Origin of the sequence: Fibrobacter sp. UWH1, from assembly GCF_002210365.1 — a bacterium.
Taxonomy (GTDB): Bacteria; Fibrobacterota; Fibrobacteria; order Fibrobacterales; family Fibrobacteraceae; genus Fibrobacter.
On sequence record NZ_MWQG01000007.1, the window covers coordinates 21,350 to 43,733 of the forward strand.

At 49.0% G+C, this 22,384-nt stretch carries 23 protein-coding genes; 6 read left to right on the forward strand and 17 right to left on the reverse strand.

Annotated features, from left to right (window positions below; all coding sequences use genetic code 11):
• Position 1: 1 nt before the first annotated feature.
• Positions 2–277 (reverse strand): phosphopantetheine-binding protein, encoded by a 276-nt coding sequence (locus B7992_RS04690; RefSeq protein ID WP_073159353.1) that lies wholly within the window; start codon positions 275–277, stop codon positions 2–4.
• A gap of 127 nt (positions 278–404) precedes the next feature.
• Between B7992_RS04690 and B7992_RS04695 the strand changes: the two genes are divergently transcribed.
• The 5 genes from B7992_RS04695 to argH are packed head-to-tail and all read left to right on the forward strand — an operon-like array spanning position 405 to position 4,889.
• Positions 405–1,496, forward strand: coding sequence for a methyltransferase (locus tag B7992_RS04695; protein WP_073159355.1), 1,092 nt, complete (start codon positions 405–407; stop codon positions 1,494–1,496).
• 24 nt (positions 1,497–1,520) lie between these two features.
• Positions 1,521–2,210 carry a beta-ketoacyl synthase chain length factor gene (locus B7992_RS04700; RefSeq protein WP_073235362.1) on the forward strand — a complete coding sequence of 230 codons (690 nt, stop codon included), beginning with the start codon at positions 1,521–1,523 and terminating at the stop codon, positions 2,208–2,210.
• A gap of 5 nt (positions 2,211–2,215) precedes the next feature.
• Positions 2,216–2,989 carry a 1-acyl-sn-glycerol-3-phosphate acyltransferase gene (locus tag B7992_RS04705; protein ID WP_088665681.1) on the forward strand — a complete coding sequence of 258 codons (774 nt, stop codon included), beginning with the start codon at positions 2,216–2,218 and terminating at the stop codon, positions 2,987–2,989.
• Positions 2,982–3,419 (forward strand): hypothetical protein, encoded by a 438-nt coding sequence (locus B7992_RS04710; RefSeq protein ID WP_088658497.1) that lies wholly within the window; start codon positions 2,982–2,984, stop codon positions 3,417–3,419. The genes B7992_RS04705 and B7992_RS04710 overlap by 8 nt, the downstream gene beginning before the upstream one ends.
• An 18-nt stretch (positions 3,420–3,437) precedes the next feature.
• Positions 3,438–4,889 (forward strand): argininosuccinate lyase, encoded by a 1,452-nt coding sequence (gene argH, locus B7992_RS04715; RefSeq protein ID WP_254917618.1) that lies wholly within the window; start codon positions 3,438–3,440, stop codon positions 4,887–4,889.
• A gap of 80 nt (positions 4,890–4,969) precedes the next feature.
• Here argH and B7992_RS04720 read toward each other — a convergent pair whose 3' ends face one another.
• The 14 genes from B7992_RS04720 to hemL form a co-directional block, all read right to left on the reverse strand.
• Positions 4,970–6,721 (reverse strand): hypothetical protein, encoded by a 1,752-nt coding sequence (locus B7992_RS04720; RefSeq protein WP_141100374.1) that lies wholly within the window; start codon positions 6,719–6,721, stop codon positions 4,970–4,972.
• A 344-nt stretch (positions 6,722–7,065) separates the two neighbouring features.
• Positions 7,066–7,722, reverse strand: a complete 657-nt coding sequence (locus B7992_RS04725) for a hypothetical protein (protein ID WP_088665683.1) — start codon at positions 7,720–7,722, stop codon at positions 7,066–7,068.
• 22 nt (positions 7,723–7,744) lie between these two features.
• Positions 7,745–8,383 (reverse strand): OmpA family protein, encoded by a 639-nt coding sequence (locus B7992_RS04730; RefSeq protein ID WP_073159365.1) that lies wholly within the window; start codon positions 8,381–8,383, stop codon positions 7,745–7,747.
• Positions 8,384–8,386: 3 nt separating this feature from the next.
• Complete coding sequence (locus B7992_RS04735; protein ID WP_088665684.1) at positions 8,387–10,279, reverse strand: fimbrial protein; 1,893 nt, start codon at positions 10,277–10,279, stop codon at positions 8,387–8,389.
• Between the two features lie 17 nt (positions 10,280–10,296).
• Positions 10,297–11,205, reverse strand: a complete 909-nt coding sequence (locus B7992_RS04740) for a hypothetical protein (RefSeq protein WP_073159369.1) — start codon at positions 11,203–11,205, stop codon at positions 10,297–10,299.
• 15 nt (positions 11,206–11,220) lie between these two features.
• Complete coding sequence (locus B7992_RS04745; RefSeq protein ID WP_249269270.1) at positions 11,221–11,955, reverse strand: hypothetical protein; 735 nt, start codon at positions 11,953–11,955, stop codon at positions 11,221–11,223.
• Positions 11,952–12,782 (reverse strand): hypothetical protein, encoded by an 831-nt coding sequence (locus B7992_RS04750; RefSeq protein ID WP_073159371.1) that lies wholly within the window; start codon positions 12,780–12,782, stop codon positions 11,952–11,954. Before B7992_RS04750 ends, B7992_RS04745 begins: the two co-directional genes overlap by 4 nt.
• A gap of 23 nt (positions 12,783–12,805) precedes the next feature.
• Positions 12,806–13,318 (reverse strand): tRNA adenosine(34) deaminase TadA, encoded by a 513-nt coding sequence (tadA, locus tag B7992_RS04755; protein ID WP_217650871.1) that lies wholly within the window; start codon positions 13,316–13,318, stop codon positions 12,806–12,808.
• Positions 13,319–13,336: 18 nt separating this feature from the next.
• Positions 13,337–13,756, reverse strand: a complete 420-nt coding sequence (locus B7992_RS04760) for a hypothetical protein (protein WP_073159373.1) — start codon at positions 13,754–13,756, stop codon at positions 13,337–13,339.
• Positions 13,757–13,800: 44 nt separating this feature from the next.
• Complete coding sequence (gene nirJ2, locus B7992_RS04765) at positions 13,801–14,793, reverse strand: putative heme d1 biosynthesis radical SAM protein NirJ2 (RefSeq protein ID WP_088665685.1); 993 nt, start codon at positions 14,791–14,793, stop codon at positions 13,801–13,803.
• A gap of 108 nt (positions 14,794–14,901) precedes the next feature.
• Positions 14,902–15,252, reverse strand: coding sequence for a hypothetical protein (locus B7992_RS04770; protein ID WP_088665686.1), 351 nt, complete (start codon positions 15,250–15,252; stop codon positions 14,902–14,904).
• A gap of 85 nt (positions 15,253–15,337) precedes the next feature.
• Positions 15,338–16,525: a cytosine permease gene (locus tag B7992_RS04775; RefSeq protein WP_088665687.1), complete on the reverse strand. Its 1,188-nt coding sequence runs from the start codon at positions 16,523–16,525 to the stop codon at positions 15,338–15,340.
• A gap of 137 nt (positions 16,526–16,662) precedes the next feature.
• Positions 16,663–17,031, reverse strand: coding sequence for a hypothetical protein (locus B7992_RS04780; RefSeq protein WP_073159381.1), 369 nt, complete (start codon positions 17,029–17,031; stop codon positions 16,663–16,665).
• A 105-nt stretch (positions 17,032–17,136) separates the two neighbouring features.
• On the reverse strand, positions 17,137–18,423 hold the full coding sequence (gene hemL / locus B7992_RS04785) for a glutamate-1-semialdehyde 2,1-aminomutase (protein ID WP_088665688.1): 1,287 nt from the start codon (positions 18,421–18,423) through the stop codon (positions 17,137–17,139).
• A 411-nt stretch (positions 18,424–18,834) separates the two neighbouring features.
• On the opposite strand from hemL, the gene B7992_RS04790 reads away from it, so the two are divergent.
• Complete coding sequence (locus B7992_RS04790; protein ID WP_088665689.1) at positions 18,835–19,353, forward strand: Rpn family recombination-promoting nuclease/putative transposase; 519 nt, start codon at positions 18,835–18,837, stop codon at positions 19,351–19,353.
• Between the two features lie 125 nt (positions 19,354–19,478).
• Here B7992_RS04790 and B7992_RS04795 read toward each other — a convergent pair whose 3' ends face one another.
• Both B7992_RS04795 and hemB read right to left on the reverse strand, forming a co-directional pair.
• On the reverse strand, positions 19,479–21,200 hold the full coding sequence (locus B7992_RS04795; RefSeq protein WP_176421855.1) for an FISUMP domain-containing protein: 1,722 nt from the start codon (positions 21,198–21,200) through the stop codon (positions 19,479–19,481).
• A 168-nt stretch (positions 21,201–21,368) separates the two neighbouring features.
• Complete coding sequence (gene hemB / locus B7992_RS04800) at positions 21,369–22,337, reverse strand: porphobilinogen synthase (RefSeq protein WP_088665691.1); 969 nt, start codon at positions 22,335–22,337, stop codon at positions 21,369–21,371.
• Between the last annotated feature and the right edge of the window lie 47 nt (positions 22,338–22,384).

Sequence of the window (22,384 nt, forward strand, 5' to 3'; positions counted from 1 at the left end):
CTTATGCGTCAGTGTGCTTGGAAATGTATGCGGCAAGAGCATCCACAGAGGCGAAATGCTTCTTGGTTTCTTCGTTAGCCACAGTGAAGGTCACGCCAAAATTTTCCTTGATGGCAATACCCAATTCCAGAGCGTCGATGGAATCAAGACCGAGACCTTCACCCTTTTCGTTTTTACCAAAAATGGGAGCCGCATCAACAATGTCGGCCGGAGTGATATCTTCCAGTTCCAGTGATTCGATCAGCACTTCCTTAATGCGGGTGTTCAGATCAGACATGAGACCTCCAAATGTTTATATACATGACAACCGAGTCAAGAGTTACAAAAATACGATCAGGCAATATAGAAAAAATTATATTTGAAACTGCTTTACACCCCTCTAAAAAGGTTTCGGAGAGTGGAACATGTTTGACTTTTATATTAACGACAATATTGACGCTGTAAACGCCAAGTTCGAAGCTCAGAAGATTGCGTTTGCCCCCCTTAGTTTCCAGGCCGCCCGCGCCCTGCGCAACCTGGGAATCCTGGATGAAATTAGCAACGCCCGCAAAAAGGGAATCAAGATTTCCGAACTATCCCAGAAGTTGAACATTTCTCTCTATGGAATCGGCGTACTGGTAGAAATGGGACTTGGCATGGGAGCTATCAAGGTCCACAAGGATTCTGACGACGATGACCTGCGCCTTACCCTAGGCAAGATCGGCTTTTTCCTCATGAAAGATGAAATGACCCAGGTAAACATGGACTTTTCCCAGGACATCTGCTACCGCGGTGCCGAAAATCTGGAAGAATCCATCCTGAAAGGCAAGCCCGCAGGACTCCCCCACCTGGGACCGTGGAAAACTGTTTACGAAGGTCTTTCCCAGCTGACCGAACAAGAAAAGAAGAGCTGGTTCGGCTTTGACCATTTCTACTCTGATTTGGCCTTCCCCGAAGCCCTGCCCATCGTTTTCGAGAAGCCCGTTGGACGTCTCTTTGACATCGGAGGCAATACTGCCAAGTGGGCCATTTCCTGCTGCAAATACAACGCAGACGTAAAAGTTTCCATTATCGATCTTCCGGGCCAGACCGCCGTTGCCGAAAAGAATGCTGCCGCAGCGGGTTTTGCCGAACGCATCAATACGCTCCCCTGCAATGTGCTGGACGAAACCACCGCTTTCCCCACCGGAGCCAATGCGGTATGGATGAGCCAATTCCTGGACTGTTTCTCTCTGGAAGAAATCACCAAGATTTTGACAAAGATCCGTAAGGCTGCAGCCCCCGATACAGACGTCTACGTTCTGGAACCCCTTTGGGACAAGCAGCGATTCGAAGCAGCAGCATATTCCCTTCAGGCGACATCACTGTACTTCACCTGCATCGCCAACGGCAACAGCAAAATGTACCGTTACGAAGAACTGAAAAAGGCAATCGAAGTAGCAGGTTTCGAGCTGAAGGAAGCTCACCACAATGTGGGCCCCAATGCTTATTCCCTTCTTCGTTTCCGTATCAAGTAAGACGCTCTTTTTGTAAGGAATCTTATGACAAAGAACGTTTATATCCAGCGACTGGCAAGTTTCATTCCCAACGACGCCCAACCCAAGCCTGACGTATCTTTCGTCCCGATGCTTACCCGCCGTCGCCTGACCTATGTTTCCCGCATGGTCGTTCTCGTAAGCGATATGGTATCCAAGGATAGCGAAGGCAACAAGTTGCCTCCTTGCAAGGTGACGTTCGCCTCTCAGTTTGGCGAAATCACCCAGCAGCTCAAAATATCCCAGGCGCTAATTGATACGGGCGCGGTTTCTCCGGCCCATTTTAGCCTTTCGGTATTTAACGCCTCTGTCGCAAACGCAACCATTCTCGAAAACAACACCGCAGGCTACTCAGCCGTCTTCTCGGGAAAGGAATCCTTTACCTCGGGCCTCACGGATTGCCTCGCCGCCTTGCAAAATTGCGACGACGCTACGGAACGAACCTTCATCTTTGCAGACGAACTAATTCCCGAAACTTACGCACCCGTGGCAGGAGTCCCCTACCCCAATGCCGTTTGCGGTCTCGCCCTCCGACTCACCACCGACGAGGCTAAGGCCGACAAGGCCTACAAGGGAATCAACCTGAATTCTCAGTTGGAGTACCTCAAGATGCTTCAGGGGAATTTTGACACCGCGGCAGAACAGGCCATCGCTTTCCTGAGCGCCCTAGAAATGCAGAAGCAACCCGTATTCTAGACTCTATGCAGAAGATTATCTACATCTACCGAATTGCAGTAAAACTTTTCAGTTTTGCATTTTTTGGTTTATGCAGTCTAGGATTGGCCCTTGGGCTTTTCCCCATTATGCATGTCTTGGCCGGATTCTCCGAAAAAAAGTTTAAGGCCATTGCCCGACGTTTCAACCATTGGTATTTCAAAGTTTTCGTAAACGTCATGAAGACCATTCGGTGCATCAGCGTAAACGTCGAAAACAAGGAACAACTTTCGAATATCAAGTCCAAGGTGGTTATCGCCAACCACCCATCCCTACTGGATGTGGTCATATTATTTTCGCTGATACCCAACGCAGACTGTATTGTCAAGGGTTCACTCATCGAAAACAAGTTCATCTCCTTGATCGTACGCAACCTTTACATTCCAAACACAATTCCTTTTGACGAACAGATGGAACGGGCAAGGCAATCCATGGAGGAAGGCAATAACCTGATCATCTTCCCCGAAGGAACCCGTTCTAGGCCAGGTCAACCCTGGGAATTCAAGAAGGGAGCCGCACGTTTCGCCCTATACTCCGAAAACGATGTCGTACCCATATTTTTCGGCGGAAACGAAAAGATTGGACTCCGGAAGTGTGATAAACTTTTGCAGTACCACCCCACGGAACGCTACCAGTACAACCTTAAAGTTCTACCCCAGATATCTGTGGCACCATACAAAGGTGTACCTATGACGAAGAGTGCCATTAAACTCACCGAAAAAATGAAGATGGCGCTTGAACAGGAACTTTCAAATGTCTAACTTTGGTATTATGAAAAAAACAGTCGCATTTCTTGTTTTGGGAACGTCAGTTCTCATGCTCACCTCATGTGGTGGCGGTAAATTCCAAAAGTTCCAAACTTCAGAACAGATGAACACTCCTTTTAACTGCTCGGGCCTCCACATGCGAAATGCCCAGTGGCATTTTGTGGATGATTTTGGTCAAACCGTAGATGCCATCGGAACCTGCAAGAAGGGAATGAAACACGGAAATTTCAAGTTTTCCATCAACGGCACGGTTGTAGCCAAGACTAAGTACAACAAGGACATTGAAATCAAGTCCGTATGTATGCTGGATCCCAAAAATTCCGTTAGCTTAGCTTTCTGCATGGAACAAACCGCAAAAAGTAACATCGCAAACATAGAGCCTGTTGACGCAGAAGACGACAGCGACTTTTTAGACGAAGAATAATTCAAAGAGAGACGTTATATGTCAAAGAATACAAAGACCGTTAAGGCCCCCAAGGCAGAAAAGAAAACCTCTGGCAAGTCCGGCACCCAGACCAACATGTGGACCGGCCGTTTCGCTAGCGGCATGGCACAGTCCATGGTTGACCTCTCCTTCAGCCTCCACTTCGACTCCGAACTGATTGAAGAAGATATCGAAGGCAGCATCGGTCACGGCAAGGGTCTGGTAGAATCCGGTGTGCTGACCAAGGCTGAATACAAGAAAATTTGCGACGGCCTCAAGACCATTCTCGATGACTATCATGCAGGCAAGAACCTGTGGCAGCCTTCCGACGAAGACATCCACATGGCAGTGGAACGCGTGCTTACCGAACGTATCGGCGCTCTGGGCAAGAAGATCCATACTGGCCGTAGCCGTAATGACCAGGTCTGCACCGACTTCAAGCTTTACATGCGTCACCGCGCTGCAGAAATCCGCGCTTTGGAAGTGGAATTGATGGAAGTGGTCCTCGACCTTTCCAAGAAGTACTTCGGCAAGCTGATGCCGGGCTACACCCACCTGCAGCAGGCACAGCCCATCTACTTCAGCCATTACCTCATGAGCATGTTCTTCGCCGTTTCCCGCGACGTGAAGCGCTTGGATAACTTCCTGGAACTGCACTCCCAGCTGCCCCTGGGTAGCGGCGCCATGGCAGGTTCAGCATTCCCCTACCAGCGCGCCCTGGTTGCAAAGGAACTTGGCTTCAAGGATGTGAGCCCCAACTCCATCGACGCCGTAAGCCACCGCGACATGATGCTGGAATTCAACGCAGACCTCGCCATCACCGCCAACACCATGAGCCGTTACGCCGAAGATTTCGTGAACTGGAGCACCAGCGAATTCGGATTCCTCACCTTGCACGACGCATTCAGCAGCGGTTCCTCCATGATGCCCCAGAAGAAGAACCCCGACTCCATGGAACTGATCCGCGGTAAGTCTGGCCGTATGCTGGGTAACTTCAGCGCCATGTACACTCTGGTGAAGGGCGCTCCCCTTTCCTACAGCCGCGACTTGCAAGAAGACAAGGAACCGGTATTTGACAGCGTCCACAACGTGAAGGTCATCCTCCGCGTCATGAAGGAAGCTCTGGAATCCGCACGTTTCAACTTCGACAAGATGGAAGCAAAGATGTTGCCGGCCCTGTTGGCAACTGACCTGGCAGACCTTCTGGTGGAAGCAGGCGTTCCCTTCCGCGACGCTCATCACGTTGTGGGTAGCCTGGTTGGCGAAGCCGCTCGCAGCGGTAGGGAATTCACCGACCTGTCCGACGAAGCTTGGGCAGCCGCCGGCGTTCCCAATGTGCAGAAGATGAAGAAGACCCTGACTTTCGAATACAGCGTTAGCCGCCGTAACATCGAAGGCGGTACCGGTCCCAAGTCCGTGAAGCAGCAGTTCGCAAAGGCCGAAACTCTTCTTAAAAAGTTTAAGAAGTAAGATTCGTTCCTGAAATCTACAGAGCATTAAAAAGACCGCAATTTGATTGCGGCCTTTTTTTGATAGAAATTTATCTTAAATTATTTCACAGTAATGCGGTTCTGCTTCAACAGGATTCCATTTTCCGTAACACGGACCAAGAGAACCTTATTCTTGAAAGAAGCCAGGTTTACGCCATAGGACGTTCCGTTGAAATCTGCCCCATAAACCTTATTTCCCTGCATGTCAAAGATAGCGACATTCTTGCGAGAATCCCCCGAAGCGAATACCTGAAGGTTATCGTTTTGCAAACGGAGTTCAACATTAAACGTCGTAATTGCCGACAAGGCTGTAACATCCTCATTGGTTGAAAATTCATCTACAACAATACTGGGTCTTGTCAACACACGATTTGATTTTTTCACATCCAAGGAAACTTCATACACTTCCCCGTTAATCGTGAAGCTTTCTTTATAAACAACAGGATTTGTGTATTTCGGGACGGTAGATGTAATGGTCAAGGTTTCTTCTGATTCATTATAGTCTATGTTCAAGAAATAAATCATCCAGGAATTACGAACGTAGCTTTTTACGCCGCTAATGGTTATAGGTTCAATAGAGGCGTCCTCTTCAACGGTCTGCTGCAAGGAACCATAAATTTTGAAAGCGTCTTTTTTCACATCACAAGTCGTCACCTTTACACCCTTCTTGGTAGTAAAGCAAATATTCTTGTTTTCTTCCATAATGCCATAAAGGTTGATTCCAAGATCAAGTCCAGACCAGGATTTAAAGCCATAAAATTCAGTCACGTTTTCTGAACCAGGGAACGGATCATCGACAAGATATTCTTGATTCCCGCCGTCATTAAAATTGGGAACCATCTTCGATCCGGCCTCCACCAAATCTACGTATTGATGGAACGCATCGTCATTTAAAGAGCTATTCCAGACATATTCATCATAATCAACATGCCAGATCAGCAAACCATGACTGGGCAATACAAAATCCCACTTATTTTTCTGTCGATTTTCAAGAATAAACCATTCATCGGGATTATTCGGGACGGGAATCATATAGGCCTTATTAGAAATTTCCAGAGGTTCAATGGTAATGACATCGGCCTTCAAATCCAAGGTATCAAAGTCCAGCCATCCCAAAAAATTCTTTTCAAAGGCATTATAACCAGGAGCTACATATCCGTTGCCGCTGTGGACTCCCAAAGTCATCACGCCCCAGCCGTGTACGCCAGGAGCTTGAACACCCCATGTTTTTACCCAATTTAAATCCACGCCATTTGTGCTATAAAGGTCATACAATCCTAAAGCATGGCCAAACTCATGAACAAAAGGAGAAAATACAGCACCATTGCCCCAAATTATGATGTGGGTATTGAACTTTTTTCCATTTCCTGCATCTACGCTCCCAAGGTAGCTCATGTAGGACTGTGCGCGTTTTTCATCCTCTTTTCCCAAGGTTCCTGCAAAAACAACAGAAAGGTTATCAACCTCGCCATCACCATCAGCATCATATTTTGCTGCATTAAAGGCTGCATTTTCCTTCAACTTGGCGGCGACTTCTTTAACCAAGCTATCTAAGCCAAAACCAACATAGAAGCTGAATTCCTCGTCCAGCTTCGCTGTATACACATCAAACTCAGGCACAAACTTTCCCACAGACTGATCGATAAAATAGTCACGGATAGAACCAAGATAATTATTCCTGGAATAACCGACCTCATTCAGCATGTCATCAAAGTCCGAGAGGTCTGATCGGTGCTCGGAATTGTCATACACCAGAACCACCGGAAATTTATTGGTTCCGGCAGTATAGCCCAGGGGCGAAGGCTTTCGCATAAATTGGGGACCATTGCCTTGGTTTGCCTTTATGTTCGCCCACGCAGCCGGTCCCTTTCTTTCGATTTTGGGAAGTTTATTGAAAAATGAATTGCTTTCAGAAGTCGCAGCTAAAGTTTCCGCAACAAAAAAAAGTACCGCAAGCAATGCGGCTAAAAAATTAGAATGTTTCATTTCTATGTTCTCCTTTAGTGGAGCCCAAAGATAGTTTATTTAAACAATCCTACATACCGCGAAACAAAAATAGAATAAGTTTGTATACATCGCCTGTTTTATAAATTCATACAAAGAAACCGTGACCCAAAAGCCACGGTTCATTTTTATAAAGCTTGTTTTTTAGAAGACTACTTCTTATCCTGCGGAACCAGGCGTTCCACGATGCGGAAGAGGTCGTTATAGATTTCCAGGAAGTCTTCTACCCAGATGGGGTCGCGTTCGCCCACCACATGGAAGGTTTCTTCCAAAGTATGACGGGCATTGTAAGGACCAACCAGGCTGCCCGTAGGAATGGAAACATTCCCCTGATAGGCGGACTTGGCCACGATGCGGGCACGATAGCTTCGGCGCAAACGGGAAATCAGGGCGGCACGGAGGGCCAGCAGTTCATCGTGAGCCAGCAGGAATTCCCCAGCCTTGATCCAGGCTTCAACCTGAGTCAGGCGGCGCAAGGTGGCGTCACGTTCCGTTGCGGGAATCAACTGGCGCTTAGAAGAAAGAGTCTGCTTGATTCTTTCGGAAATCTGGGACAGCAGAGATTCATTCCAGATGAGCAAGGGGCTTTCGGCAAATCGGTTGTCGGTCTCCACCTTGGGCGTATGGGTCGCAATCCAGCGGTCCAGCTTTTCGGCCACCATGCCTGCTTCGGGCAGACGGTCAACGGCGATATACTCACCGGCACGATTCAGCAGGTTGTCGGCATAAACCATACGCCAATGCGGCAGCTTTCCGGTCTTGCGGATAGCATCTACACTCTGTCGTAAAGATTCCAAACGGTCCTGCATAAAAATCCTTCAGTATCAAGCCTTACTGCTTCTTATCCATCATCTGGAGCGGGGTCACGCCAATTTCTACGCGGCGGTTCAGTCGGCGATGTTCTTCGGTATCGTTAGGATACTTGGGCTGGTGTTCGCCAAAGCCTGCGGCAAAAAGACGATCGGGGGGGAATCCCTGGGCAATCAAGGTCTTCACCACATTCACTGCACGTTCCGTAGAAAGATTCCAGTTGGTATAAGTATTGGATTTGATGGGAATGTCATCAGTAAAACCGCTAACCATGATTACATCCGTAGAATCCAGTGCGTCAAGAAGGCCCTTGCTGATTCCCTTAATCACGCCCACACCTTCGTTGGTCAGGTCGGCACCATTCACCGGGAAAAGGAAGGATGCCTGAATCTGGATCTTACCCCCTTCCAGGGCAATAAGGCCAGCCTCGATAGAGGTCTGCAAACTCTTGGAAAGAAGGGCGTTACGTTCAGCGGCAATCTTGCGCATTTCTTCCTGACAGCTCAGCACTTCCTCTTCGGTACGGGTAAGGTCTTCGGCCTTCTGTTCCTTGAGGGTCGCCATGGCCACAAAAGCCAAGATGAACAACGACACCAGGGCAACGCCCAAGTCCGTGTAGGCCATCCAGGGATTGCTGTTTTCGTCTCGCTTGAAACGCATAGATTATTCCTCGACCTTGTTCTCTTCGGAAGAGGCGGATGCAACAGAGTAAGAGCCCGGACGCTGAGTCTGTTCCAGAACTTCCAACAGGATTTCCTGAGTTTTGACCGCATTTTCCATAAGCACTTCGCTGGCACGTTCGTGGAAGGCTTCCAGAGACTGATTCAGATGTTCGATGAAGTTTTCTTCTTCGTCGCGTTCTGCAGTATCGCCGCTGAGCTTTTCAAGAATGGTTTCAAGACCAGCGCGGAGCATTTCAAGGTTGGCGCTCAGTTCAGACTGGTTGACGCGCATGAGTTCTGCCGTTTCTACGATGTTGCCGCCAAGAGCGTCGGTTGCTTCCTTTTCCTTGACAACGCGTTCGTCGATGCTGACGGTAAGAGCCTTCTGGGCTTCGAGCAGAGTTGCAGAAGTTTCGGAAAGTTTCTGGAAGGCGCCCAGGATATCGCTAGAGAGGCCAGCCAGCTTTTCGGAAACAGAAGCGGAAAGTTCTGCGGAACCTGCCTGAGCCTTTTCGGCCACCTGAAGGGCAACGTTCTTGAGAGTTTCAAGACCATCGCGCTGGGCATCCACATTGGCATTGGTACGTTCTTCCAGGCGCTGCATGAATTCATTCCACTGTTCGTTGGACTGCTTGACCTGTTCAGAAATGGAATCTGCAATGCTGTTGGAAGTATCGGCCAGAGAACTCTGGGCAGATTCGCTAACCTTATAAAGGCCATCATAAACGCTGCCAGAAACATCGCTCAGGGCAGACTTCACATCGTCAGCCACACTGTTAAGGCCAGCCTTCACGCCGCTGGCAATATCGCCAAGACCAGAATCCAGTGCAGAAGAAAGGCCGTTCAGCTGATCTTCAAGCTTAGACGGAATAGATTCCACAGAAGCAGACAGAGCCTTCACGCTGTTTTCCATGGGAGCAAATGCAGTAGAAATAGAAGCGCTAACAGAGCTACCCAGATCCTTGACGGATTCGTTCATGCCGCTCATGGCAGAAGCCAGAGATTCATTCAAAGTCTTCACGGAAGCAGACATTTCTGCAGAAACCTTTTCTACAGAGGCGTTCACGTTAGCAGAAACCTTGGCCACGGAATCAGAAACATTCTGGTTCATCATGGTGGTGGCGGCGGTCAGTTCCTCGCCCACCTTAGCCACAATACCACCCAGGCCATCCTGCACAGCAGAAGTCACCTTGGCCAGATTCTTTTCCACAGCGTCAAACAGACGTTCCAGTTCATTCTTGTTCTGTTCCAGTTCGTCACCGGTTTCGCCCTGAAGATTCAAAGTCATGGTATCCAGGCGGGACATAAAGGAATCGCGGGCATTGAGCAACAGGGAGCGGCTAGTATTCAAAATCAAGGCGGCAAACAAACCACAAAGGCTAGTACCGAAAATACCCTTCATACCCTGGAACAAAAGCTGGATAGTATCCAAAGTTCCCTGGGTGGTAGAATTGTCGATGGCACCACCGGCTGTGGCCACGGAATACATCAAACCGAAGAAGGTTCCCATAAGGCCCAGCAGAATAACGGTACCGCCAGCGCTACGGGGAACGTTAATGCCCACATTGCTGTTGAGCACTTCGAAAGCGATGGGAGAATCCAGACGAATCCTTTTTGCCATCAGGCGGTTGGCCAGCTGAATGCGGTTAGCCACAACGCCTTCGCCAGACACACTGTAAGAACCGCGGCTTTCGCATTCGTCTAGCACCAGGTTTTCAGCTTCGATCAAGTTCAACTTCTTAAGAGCCAGAAGCTGTTCCATCACGAACACGACAAAGATTGCGCCCATGATCACCCAGCCAAACAGCGGAGCGCCAAAGTACAATGCGCCTGCCACCAAAACGACAAGGCCCACAATGGTGAGTAATAAGATGGAACTAAATGCACTCTTCATTTTTTACCTGCATTTCATTAAGCCTTAAAAGAGGCCTGGGTTTCAAACAAATTCATCTGACCGCGGTTGAATCCGCGAAGGAACATAGCCCACTTGCTCTGGTACCACTCGATTACCTGAATGGTAAGTCCGCGGGCATAATCACAAAAATCATCGGTAAAGGCCAGGAAGCCATTTTCGTATGCGTAATGGGGATTCCAGTAACGACCTACATTACGGGCACAGGAAGCGGCAGAACTGTAGTAATGAGTATTACCCTTGGTAGCAAAGGCCGCAGCAAAACGCTTCTTGGCCAGGGCGTTCAAGGAACTGCGCAACGAAACCACCATGGAGTTTTCCTTATCGCGCAAGGAAGCTTCTAGACTGGGCAGCAACTTGGACATGGCGTCTACGGCGGATTCGCTATGCCAGTACTTGCACAACTTTTCCTGCAGTTGCATCACGCGGCCATGCATACGCACAAACAGAGGTTCCGCATCGCTCACCAGCAAATGGATGGTTGCCGAATAGAAGGCATTAATATCCTGTTTGCTGTTCTTGACCGTCAGATACCAACCCTTTTCTTCGTCATGATGCAAAAAGTCACCACCTTCCAAAAGGAGTCGCATCACTTCATCAGTAGAAAAACGCTGCATCCACTTGGTGCGGAATTCATCGTAAAGCTTATTTGCATCAGCGATAATCTGAGGGAAGCTGGCATCGGCCAACTTATAAGCGGTTTCGCTATACGAAATCAATTCCGACGTTCCTACGTTCACAGACGGGTCGTTCAGCATGGCATCAAGATGTTCGTACAGCACGATGGACCAAGTGACCATCATGGACTGCGACAGCGTTGCCACCATGGAGGAACGGTTAGGGCGCACCGTCAAACGGACACTGTTGCCCGTCATCTTTCGAATTGATCTGCGGAAATTTTCCTGCACTACGCCAGATGCTCCCTAGAAAGCCGTTTCGATACGATGCCAAATACTGCGGTTCACGCGCTTGCCCTTGCCAGCCATTTCTTCCACTTCGCTGCGGACATCGGCTTCAAGATTGTTATTGATCAAGCTCTTATCACCGTCAAACTTTCCACCGGCTTCAAGATAGAGGCCGTAAACATTGTTGGAAATCTTGGTTTCGGCAGACATCACCTGACCAGCACGCACAGAAAGGGCAAAACGGTTGCGGGTGAATTCGCAACGGGCCAGGAAAACCTCGGGCACGTCGTCGATCCACAGGCCATAGTAGTTGTTAATGAACTGCACACTTTCGAAAATACCCTTGGAGCGGAACACCGTATTGCGGAAGGCATTCTCCACCACCAGGTTCTTCACTTCGAAAGGACGGCTAGAAGAAACAAAATGTAGACCGTTCCAGCTTTCGCTAGAGTCGGCACTGCGGAACACCACAGGCTTCTCGTCGGTACCGGAAATCTTTACGGAACCGCGAAGCATCAGCTTGGCGTATTCACCCATCAAAACGGTAACACCCGGTTCCACCATCAAGGTATCATTAGCAGAGAACACCACCCCCTGTTCCAGAAGGTAAGGGCTGTCAGCCTCCACAAGAGTAACCTTGCCGTTCTCGATCTGCGGGAAAGGCATCTCACCAGCCACGGCAAGACCGCACACAGAAAGAGCAGTCAGCGCAGCTGCAATAACCCCCGCAACTCGCTTAGGAATCAAAATCAAAATTCACTCCTCAACTTGATCTTCTGGATCACGTGCATTTCGGGAATAACACTTTCGGCCACCAGGTCGCTTACTGCCAGGTCGCCAGTCAGTTCCAGGTTCACAGAAGAAATGGCCCCGTGGGTCATATCAAACAGAATCGTTCCGGAACCCACAATAAAGCCCTTGCTGGACATACGAACGTCGGCAGTAGAGTCGGCCACTTCCTTGTACTTCAGGTTCATGCCGATCTTTGCCATCTGCACGCCGTCGTGAACATACTGGTCCTGCAGGGTAAATGCCTTGTACACCACCGTATTGGCCTTGTTGTTGCCCGGAATATCCATGGGACGTTCCCAGGTTTCGCCAACGGCAACGGGCTTACCCGGCAGCAACGGCTGCACCTTCAGGAACAGGCGGATCAAATCCAGGGCTTCGGTTCCGAGCATCACGGAATCTTCGATGACCGCATTGCTGACAATGCCGTCCTTGGCCATCTTGAACTGGAAATGTTCCGTGGACATATAACGTTCCATGCTGCGGAATTCATCCACAGAACGCTTGTCGGACTTGTAGTCCACAGAATCAATCTTCATCTGGAACTTGGCAGCCCCATCATCATAGGCGGTCACCAAAGTATTGGTAGCCTTGACCACCAGATGTGTATTCATGGCCTCGGGAGTACCAGTCACCGTATCCATCGGCAAAATGGCATTCAGGGAAGATTCCAGGTAATAAGTCTGGGGCGGAACGTTCTGGGTATTAAAAGCCAAAGTAAATTCGTTACCGTCACAGGAACACAAAAACATGAGCGCAGCAGAGCTGGCGAAAAGCTTAAAGAAATTCATAAGTAAAATTTAATTTTTTCAAATTACGACACAGGCGGTTTGGCGCCAGAGTCACCCTTTTCAAGGCGCATCCGCTGAAAGAACAGCTTTAACAGCCCCAAACATTCCCCTGCCAGAACCCCGCCCGTCACGGGAACCACCCTTTTCAGGGCATTATTGGCAATCACGTCAATGGTCGTGCCGCAGCCACCGAAACGGGTATCCGGGGAACCATACACAACGCGACCGACACGGCTGTTCAAAATGGCACCGGCACACATGGGACACGGTTCCAAAGTCACATAGAGAGTGCAACCATCCAAACGCCAGTTATCCAGCGCATTGGCCGCCGTACCGATAGTCAGAATTTCGGCATGGGCCGTGGCATCCTTCAGCATCTCGATCTGATTATGCCCCTTCCCTATGACCACACCGTCCTTTACGATAACGCAGCCAATGGGAATTTCGCGTTCATCAAAAGCCTTTTCGGCCTCACGCAAGGCCATACGCATAAAGCGTTCGTCTTCAGCATTCTGGTTTTCTAGGGAATCGGCCATAAACAAACTAAAAAGGGATTATACAAACAAAGAAATAATGGAGATAATCAGGGCAAGAACAGCTAACGATAAAGAGACAATTGAAATCGGAGACTTCGGCTCCTTAGGCAGCTCTGCATCGGGTCGAATATTTTCGGGAAGCAACTTGATCAAGAACCTCACCTGCTTTTCCAGGGCGGCACAACGGGATTCAAGACCCTCGAAACGATTATCGTGTTCTTCGTCCTTGATGGCCTGACGATGGAGTTCCTGATCCTGTGCATCATTCTTGTTGGTAATGGAATCAAGGCGGAAATCATGTTCGCGATCCTTGGCCACCTGAGACTTCAACTTGAATTCCTGACTCTGATTCTGTGAGCTCAGGGAATCAAGGCGAGCATCGTGCTCACGATCCTTTTCACGAAGTTCCGAAATTTCACTTTCTTTTACGTCTGACATAAACACCTCATCTTATACCCAAACGTGATCCCGAATATTTCAGTCTACTTCAAGCCTCTTCCATAGGCGCAGTTGTTATCTTCCTGCATATAGTCGCCATCGTGATAGTAGGCGGCACGGGCGCGACAGCCTCCGCAACGGTCATTGAACTTGCACTTGCCGCAAGCCCCTTCGTAAGCCTTGGTACGCAGTTTCTTGAAAACTTCCGCATTGGCCCAGATTTCGTCAAAGGGCGTATCGTGAACATCGCCTGCGTCTTCAAGCATGTAAGCACAAGGGCGAACGAGACCCACCGGATTTACAATGCAATAATCCAGCCCGGCAAGGCAACCGCGGGTGTAGCGAGTCTTGATGTCCAGCTGGTCTGCAATGCGCAGGAACTGCGGAGCGCAAGTAGGCTTTACAGGAATACCCAAGGTACGGCTCTTTTCCATAATGCCGCGAAGCAGCTTTTCGTATTCGGCCACCTTCAAGGCATGATCTGCAATTTCCTTGCCACGTCCCACCGGCACTAAAAAGAAAATCTGATGGTTTACAGCACCGATGCTCTTGACCCAATCCATAATTTCCAGGATTTCGCCCTGGTTCCAATCCATAATGGTGGTATGAATCTGGAACGGGAGACCTGCGGCCTTGCAGTTTTCGATACCAGCCATGGTCAGTTCAAAAGCGTTGTCCAAGCCACGGAAATCATTATGACGCTTGGGATCGATACTGTCAATGCTAATGCCCATGGCCATGGCTCCGGCCATCTTAAGTCCCTGGGCCAATTCGGCGGTAATCATGGTACCGTTAGTACCGAACACCGGACGGAGACCATTCCTGGAAGCATGTTCCACCAATTCCAAAATGTCCGGGCGGGTCATGGGTTCGCCACCGCTGAAAATCATGATCTTGAAACCGGCCTTGGTGATTTCATCAATGAGCTTGTGGCCTTCGGCCGTTGTCAGTTCTCGATCCCTGGTACCACCAGCGTTCTGGTAGCAATGCTTACAGGTCAAGTTACACTTATTGGTGGTCATCCAAGAAACGATCATGATTATCCTCTTTTTACTTGGCTAAATATAAAAAATGGAAATCCTCAGTTTGGATTTCCATTTTCATATCAGTTAATAACTTGGTTATCAATTACAAACAATGTCTGATTAGAACTTATGGCAGTCCGTCATGCCTTCCCGATAAAAGTAGGTAACGCCTTCACCCACATCATTCGGGCACTCCATGGTATAGCCTTCCGGGCAAGCGTCCACCAAAACCGAAGACTTCAAGTCCGAACTGGAGCCACCGCAAAGGAACTCTACAGACTCGTGAGTAAAACAACGGATTTCACCATCATTGAATGTATTGAGGCAAGCCTTGCCGGACTTGCTTCCGCCATTGTTTCCACCATTGTCCCCACCGTTAGATGCAGACGGAGACGAAGAAGAATCATCACCGCAAGCGGAGATAGTGGCGGCAATGCCCAGAGAAGCAAGAATCATAAAGAACTTTTTCATTTATTCTCCTAAAGATTTTGAAAATTTGTTTCCTAAAATATAACAATGAAATATTTTTTCATCATCGATAAAAATATAGAAAAAACTACTTCTTGATTTTTGCAGCAAATGTCAGTGCTGCAGAAATTGCAACCGCAAGCAAAGTGGGACCAACAGCATCAAAGCCAGTATTTACAGCCAGCTGGTAAGATGCAAAACCCACCAGCCAGGCAAACAAATTCCAGATCCAAAAACCCTTTCTTTCGAGATGTTCCTTCACAAAGAAGAACGAAACCAGAAGAACAGCCGCCATGGGCGCAAATACAGAAGCGATCAGATACAAGAAATGAATGTAGTGGTCCACGATTCCCCAAATAGCAAGAACCGTACTGAGGGCGCAAACCACAACTCCCGTAACCTTGGGATTCAGCCTACCCACAATGGCCTTGGCCGATTCACCTGCAGAGTTGGCGGCCAAAAAGTTGGTCGTCACCGTAGAAAGGGCGACAATCAGAATGCCTGGGATACCGATGCCAGCCAAAAGAATTGCCTGGGCGATGTTGGTCCCTACACCAAGACCAGCAATCTGCAGGCCAATAAAGTACATCCAGAAGCTGGCGGCAGAATAGGCAATGGCAGAAACCGCAGTTGCCGCCCTGGGGCGAGCCACGTCCTTGGTATAGTCAGAAATTACCGGCAGCCAGGAAAGGGGCATGGCAATGGAGATCTCAAAGACCGTCCAGAAATTGAAGGTAGGAAGACTAGAGGCTGCTCCACTGGAAGCTACCGTAGCCGCGGCACCACCCAGGCCAAAGAACTTCGCGGTAAGCACCACCAAAAGAACGGCCAGCAAGCCCATGACCACCGTGGTGATCTTCTGGGTACGGCGAAGCCCCACAAAAACCCAGGCCGCAATAAGCACAGCCAAGATAATGCAAGTCAACGGGAATGAAACCGGCAAGTTCAAACCCGCCAAAGCCATGGCACCCTGGGCATTCAGAACTGCAATCCAGCCAATAAGCTGCAGCAAGTTCAACGAGGCAAAAAACTTGGAACCGTACTTACCAAAAGTGGAAGCCGTAGTCTCCATGGCGTTCAAGCGGACCCTGGCACCGATAAGTCCCACAAAGTACAGCATGATACCGCCCAAGACATGACCAAGAATCAGCGGGAGCCACAAACCATCGGGGGTATTGGAAGCCCCAATCTCGATACCACATTCAATTTCAGAAACGGAGATGGCTACACCAAACCAAATGATTCCGTTAGTAAAAACGCTCGTCTTCTTTTCCATATAAGTTCCTAGGAGTTTTTCAAATTTTGGGGAAAAAGATAGAAATAAAAGTCTAGTTTTATTACCCTAAAAGCAAAAAAGGCTTCCTGACATCAGGAAACCTTTATATGTGAAACTTGATTTAGAAAGACTAATTATTAGTCTTCACCGTCCAAGAGTTTATCACAACTGGAGTCGGCGGCATCAGCGTCGTAGAAGTACACAGCACCACTTCCGTCAGGAGAATCGCACTTCTTCTTTTCGCCACCGGCGCAGCCAGAACCCTTAGTAGCTGTAATTCCGAAATCCGGTGCACCTACACAGCTTTTTTCCAACTCATCAGCAGCAACAGCATTGGAAGAAATTTCAGCACAGGAATGCGAAGTAAGGGTTTCACCCATAAAAACGCGTTCAGTCTTCATGTCGCAAGATATAATCTTACCACCGCTAGAGGAAGAGTCATCACCGCAAGCAGTAAACATGGCTGCCAAACCCATAGCAGCAAGTGCGAGAGCAATCTTTTTCATTTTTAATCTCCTATTAATCATAAAATTATGTTATAAATATAACACATTTAGTTCTTAATAGTTCAAAAAGCAGTCTTTTTTCAAAAAAAGTGATTTAAACCTAAGCTAAAGTGCTTTTAGGACCTTGCGGGCAGCTTCGATAGTCTTTTCGATGTCGGCATCAGTGTGGGCAGAGCTGACGAAAATGGCTTCGAACTGGCTGGGGGCCAAGTAAATGCCTTCATCCAACATTCCCAGGAAATACTTGCGGAAAAGTTCCAAGTCAGACTTCTGAACATCTGCGAAGCAATTTACAGGACCATCAGTGAAGAAGACGCAACCCATGGAACCCACCTGGTTTGTGGTCATAGGGAGACCCGCTTCCTGGGCAGCAGCCTTGAGGCCTTTTAACAAGTTCGTCGTGGATTGTTCCGCACGAGTGTAATGTTCCGGATTGCGGCTCAGTTCGCCCATGGTAGCAAGGCCCGCAGCCATGGCCACCGGGTTACCTGACAAAGTACCAGCCTGATAGATTCCGCCCAAGGGAGCAATCTGCTGCATCACATCCAGGCGGCCGCCATAAGCGCCCACCGGCATGCCACCGCCAATGATCTTACCGAAGGTGGTCAGATCCGGCTTAATGCCGTAAAGGCCCTGGGCGCAATGAACACCCACACGGAAGCCGGTCATCACTTCATCGAAAATCAGGATGGAGCCATGCTTCTTGGTTTCTTCGGAAAGAGCCTGGAGGAATTCCTGAGTCGCAGGAACAACGCCCATGTTGCCAGCCACCGGTTCCACGATAACGCCTGCGATTTCACCACCGATGGCGTTGAAAGTTTCGCGAACCTGAGCCACATCATTGTACTGGAGCGTCAAAGTATACTTGGCAAGGTCTGCGGGAACACCCTTACTGCTGGGCTTGCCCGTAGTCAGCATGCCGGAGCCGGCCTTGATCAGCAGGCTATCGCTGTGACCATGATAGCAACCTTCAAACTTGATAATCTTATCGCGCCCGGTAAAGCCACGGGCAGCACGGATGGCACTCATGGTAGCTTCGGTACCGGAGTTCACCATACGAATCATCTCGATGCTGGGAACCAACTGCATCACCAATTTCGCAAGTTCAGATTCCAGACCGCAGGGTGCGCCAAAACTAAGGCCATTCTGAGCCGTTTCGGCAACAGCCTTGATAACGGCATCGTGAGCGTGGCCCAACATCATGGGGCCCCAGGAACCCACATAGTCCACATAGTCGTTTCCATCGACGTCATAGATGTGGCTACCCTTGGCACGAGCGATAAAGGGAGGAGTTGCCCCCACGTTTCCAAAGGCTCGAACAGGACTATTGACACCACCCGGCATCAGGGACTTTGCTTCAGCAAACAGTTTTTCACTAACAGAATGATTCATAGGATACAATATAGGAATTATGAACTTTAAGCATCCCCAAGATTTTACAGTTGTGCATCAAAAAACTTCATGATTTTTCTGCAGCATCTCGCTTGACAGTTTGTTCTAAGTTTCATATATTCCGTCTATCTGCGAGTGCAGATTTTTTCATATATCGTATTCATCTGCGAATGCAGATTTTTTTTACATAGCTTCAACCTTTAACCTGCATTTTCCGCAGTTTGGATTGGCACCTTCTTTACAACAATCTAAACCGAGGTCACCCTTGAATTCAGGAGGTGACCCGAGGGCAGGTTCCCGGCGATTACAAAATCCTCCAGCGACGATGGCGTCATGGATCAGCTCCGCAAGTACCACTACTATCTGATGGAAAACTAGCTGAAGGCCAATGCGGAAAAGGGGATTCCCTCCGTGGCAATCATCCTCTACAATGGCAAGGACAACTGGGACCCGCTTAAAAAGCTGCAGGCGTACCCCAAGGAACTCCAGAGGTACCTGCTCCCCTTCAAGTGCATCCTGCTGAACGTGAAGGAGGTTTCTGACGAATCTCTGAACGGATTCGGGGCGCGCCTTGCAGCCTTCATCTGCGCCATGAAGTACATCTGGAATCCAGACAATTCTCGGGAGACATTCTCTAAAGTACTGGACCGAATCCACAGGGAACTGCCCAAATCGGAAGCCCTTGACTTACTGTACCAGATGGATGTATATTTGAAAGGATGGTTAAGAGCCAACTTTATGGAGGCATTCAAGATGGATTTCGTTCGTCCCAATTACAAGACTGTCGGCGACGTTCTCAGGGAAGAAGAAGAGGCTGCCAAGAAAGCCGCCCGCAGGATGCTTAATCAAAACGAGCCTATGGAAAAGATTGTAGCCTATTCCGGTCTGACCGAAGAACAGATCAGAAAGCTAGCAATCCCAAAGCCCTAAGATTCAGATTTCTTTCAGAAAAAAATCTCACCCGCGGTTATATACTGCGGGTGAGTTTTTTTTGAAACCAGTAGTAAAAAAAGCCCGCCGGCACTAAAACCAGCGGGCTTTTGAGAATTAAACAGTTATTCTTTATCCTTTACGCAACGGATGGATATTGCATAAGCTGTCTTAGTTTCAGTAAAAGACATTTTTCCTTTATTAGGGTCATCATCAGCATAGTCAAAAGCCAAGGTGGAATACGTACTTGTTGCCACCGGATTAGCATCAGTCGTCCAGAATGCCGTATACTTGTCAGGATTCCAACAATCGCTCGATCCACAATTACCTGTGGGAACGACACTGAATCCCAGTTCATCAGTTCCGTCCCATGTCGTGGATCTCAAAACTTTGGACGGATCGCCGGTTCCCCCACATGTGGCACGAGCGATTAGATCCTCAAAATCAGCCCTCGACGGCAAACGCCAATCCTCAGGGCAAACACCATTTGCACCGTAATAAAGCAGTTGTACACCGTTAGTATGTACTTTTGTCGTGACGGAAGAAGCACTATATTGAATGTTTTCAGCAAACCATGTCCGATCACCGATGGTCACAGTCTTGTACTCATGATCATCGCGAGTATCGGTATAGGTACCCTTAACAGTCTCTTCACAGGAGGGGGCTGCACCGCTGGAGGTTATCGGAGCGGCCGCGCTGGAGCTGTATTCAAATACTTCCGGTACAGCGCTGGAGCTCGGAACAGATGCGCTAGAGCTAGGAGCAGCTTCGCTAGAATAGGATGCGCTGGAGATTATCGGAGCGGCCGCGCTGGAGTAGGCTGGTGCAGCGCTGGAGGTTGCTGTGCTGGAGGCATTATTTTGAAGAAGTTCATCGTCGTCAAGGCAAATCCATTCTTCCGGATCATAGGGAGTGCTTCCGCACAAGGGCTCTTTGAGATTGACGGAATTGTCACCGCAGATAAGTTTCACGACACCATTGCCTTTGTCACTGATGCTGCAGCTGGCACCATCCTTACCGTCATTCACCACATATTCGGCAGATTCGCCTTCGGCGGTTTCGCAAGTGATGGTCGTCGTCTTCGTGCCATCATTATTTTCGATCTGCGATGCAGAGCAGGAAAGGCCATCTTCGCCCTTATCGCCCTTGTCGCCCTTGTCACCCTTATCGCCCTTATCGCCCTTGTCACCCTTATCACCCTTCAGGCTGGCAAGCCAGTCTTCCAAGGACAATTCAGATTCAGCCAGTTCGAAGGCGCTCTTGCCGTTCCTGAGGGTGTCTAGGACTTCGCCATCGCAGCTAACTTCGATGCCTTCATTAATGATTTCGGCTGTACAGCTGGTGCCGTTGTCGCCATTGTCGCCCTTATCACCCTTGTCACCCTTGTCGCCCTTATCACCGTTCTTGCCGTCTTCGCCGTTCTTGCCGTCTTCGCCGTTCTTGCCGTCTTCGCCGTTCTTGCCGTTTTCGCCATTCTTGCCGTCTTCACCATTCTTGATGGTGCCTACGACTTTGCCATCGCAGCTAACTTCGACGCCGTCATCAACGACCTTGGCAGTACAGCTTGCGCCATTCTTGCCATCCTTGCCGTCCTTACCATCCTTGCCGTCTTCGCCATCCTGGCCCTTCAGGGGAACCCATTCCCCATCAGCACAGAAATACAGGGCAGCGGAATCAGTCACATAGGCCATTGCGCCCTGGTTGCTTTCGCTGCATTCACCAAGCTTCTCGTCAAGAATCGAGACGTTAGATCCTCCGTCAGATACGGTAGATTCATCACCGCAAGCAGACAATCCCAAAATAACAGCAGATGCAACTACTGCATATTTACTAAACTGAGCACTCATACTCACTCCTTTTAAAAAAAGACGCGGTAAATGTAAGAAAAAAAAATGATTTTGTCTACAAAAAGTAAGTTTATTTTTTTCCAGACAAAAAAATTTTTTATTTATTATTTCCTGCATAAAAAAACGCCCCTGCGAAAACAGTAGAGTCATTTTTAGACAACAAGCACTCTACCCTAGCAGTCCCTTTTCCAGGATTTCCTTGGCGTGGTAGGTAATGATGATGTCGGCGCCGGCACGCTTGAATGCAATCATATTTTCGCGGATGATGGAATCTTCGTCGATCCAGCCCATCTTTGCAGCGGCCTTCACCATGGAGTATTCTCCACTGACGTTGTAGACGGCTACGGGGACGTTGCTGATTTCGGCAGCACCGCGAAGCACATCCAAAAAAGCAAGACCCGGCTTTACCATAACGATATCGGCACCTTCTTCCAAATCCAGTTCCACTTCGTGCATAGCTTCACGGATGTTGCGGACATCCATCTGGTAAGTTTTGCGGTTGCCGAAATGGGGTGCGGAATCGGCGGCATCGCGGAAGGGGCCGTAATAGGCGCTGGCGAACTTAGCGCTGTAACCCATAATGGGAGCGTTGGTAAAACCAGCTTCGTCCAAAGCTTCACGGATGGCGGTAATGTGACTGTCCATCATATCACTGGGGGCCACCATATCTGCGCCGGCAGCAATCTGAGAAACAGCTGTCTTCGCCAGAAGTTCCAAGGTGGGATCGTTATCCACATCGCAATCCTTGATGATACCGCAGTGGCCGTGGCTCATGTATTCGCAAAGGCAGACGTCGCAAATCACGTAGATTTCCGGGAATCTGGCCTTGATTGCACGGGTGGCGCGCTGAACGATACCATCATCATCATAAGCCTGGGAGCCCATTTCGTCCTTATGGTCGGGAATACCAAACAGCAACACGGACTTCAAGCCCAAAGGTCCAAAGGTTTCAATTTCCTTCAGCAGTTCATCGATGCTGAAGCGGAACTGGTTGGGCATGCTGGGAATTTCTTCTTTGACGCCCTCCCCTTCTACCACGAACATGGGGTAAACGAGGCAATCGGGGCTAACGGATGTTTCCGCAATCATGTTGCGGATGGTAGTATTCTGACGAAGACGACGAGGACGGATAATCATAGGTTAAAGTTTTAAGGTTAAAGATTAAAGGTATGAGGTTTAATAAT